This is a genomic window from Microcystis sp. M53603_WE2, assembly GCF_030065435.1.
The window spans coordinates 1-1,663 of sequence record NZ_JASJFF010001124.1; the positions used below are offsets into that span (position 1 = coordinate 1).

General features: G+C 46.7%; 1 protein-coding gene and 1 pseudogene. Both read right to left on the minus strand.

All coding sequences use genetic code 11. The features are described from left to right. Positions 1-125: pseudogene (locus PX481_RS23745) on the minus strand (DUF3887 domain-containing protein); the annotation flags it as partial. Positions 126-180: 55 nt separating this feature from the next. After that, positions 181-1,663, minus strand: a 1,483-nt coding sequence (locus tag PX481_RS23750) for a glycogen debranching protein (RefSeq protein WP_288096390.1), incomplete at its 5' end; no start/stop codon positions are given.

Below are 1,663 nucleotides of genomic sequence, written 5' to 3' on the forward strand. Positions count from 1 at the left end.
AGGGAAAAACCAATTAAACACAAAGAGAGAATCGATACCCGTTTCGCTAATGAAAGCCGCATCATTTCAGCTATTGCTCCGCAAATAAATAACGTTTTTCCACTTGACGATTGAATTGATGCCATTGTTCATTAGTTAAAGCATTCAAGATCGCTCGATCGGGCAATATCTCTCCTCTTGTTATACTGGTTTAACGATTAAGACTACCGCCGAACGCGCTTGCACCCGATAGGTTTCCGATTCAATAGCGGCTGCGGCATCTAAATCACAGGCTGCCTCGGACAATTGCCAAGCAGTATCGATGACGCGATGCCATTTTTCCCCTTGTCCCAAGGGGGGTAACTGGAAGTTGAGAGATTCCCAGTAAGCGTTCAGCATAATGTGTAAATACTCGTTCGCCTTGGGATGACGCAGGGAAAAAGCTAAACTGTGGGAATCTTCCGACCAATCGGGTTTACTCAACTGTACGCCATGCCAACTGAGATGGGGTTCAAGACTGGTATAGGTGACTTCTAGCAATTTTTCCTGACGGAAAAGAGCTAATTTTTTATTAAAATCGATCAGTCTCCTTACGAAACACCAAAGATCGAACTCTTGCTCTACCGCACTCCAATCGAACCAACTTAACTGGTTATCCTGACAATAGGCGTTATTGTTGCCCTTTTGGGTGCGTCGCACTTCGTCCCCCATCAACAGCATAGGTGTTCCTTGGGAAATGAACAGGATCGTTAAGAGATTTTTTATTTGTTGCAGTCGCAGGGTTTTAATCGCCTCGTTATTGGTTTCCCCTTCTACCCCACAATTCCAGCTAAAATTATCGTTGCAACCGTCCCGATTCTCCTCGCCGTTAGCCTCGTTGTGTTTCTCGTCGTAGGAAACTAGATCGTTAAGGGTAAAGCCGTCGTGACAGGTAACAAAATTTATACTTCTATTGACATCGGTATCGGGTCTGTGGTATATGTCGGGGCTTCCTAAAATCCGCGCCGCTAATTTGCTGACTATGCCGGTATCTCCCCGGACAAAAGCGCGCACATCATCGCGAAAAGGACCATTCCACTCGGAAAACCAATCGGCAAATTCGACAAATTGACCGACACTATACAATCCTGCCGCGTCCCAAGCTTCGGCGATTAATTTTGTCCCAGCTAAGACCGGATCCGATTCGATCGCCCAGATCATGTTATAACCTTTTTGCAGGATCGGTTCCCCGTCCACATTGCGCGATAATACGGCCGCTAGGTCAAAGCGAAAACCATCGACGTGCATTTCTGACACCCAATAGCACAAACAATCGAGAATCATTTTGCCAACAATCGGATGACTGCCCTTGAGGGTGTTACCACAGCCGCTATAGTTGCTATAGATGCTTTGATCTTCCCCATCGAGGATGTAGTAGGTGCGATTATCGATACCTTTCAAGGAAAGAGTCGGCCCGATTTCGTCCCCCTCGGCGGTATGATTGAAAACTACATCGAGAATCACTTCGATCCCCGCTTTGTGTAAAGCTTTCACCAGATCTCGAAATTCATTCAAAGGACCGAACGGTGAGCGATCGCTACTGTAACCGGCATGGGGCGCGAAAAAGCCGATCGTGCTATAACCCCAATAGTTAGTTAACCCCGGCATGGCCGAAGCGGGATCAAAGTAATGAATCGGTAACAAT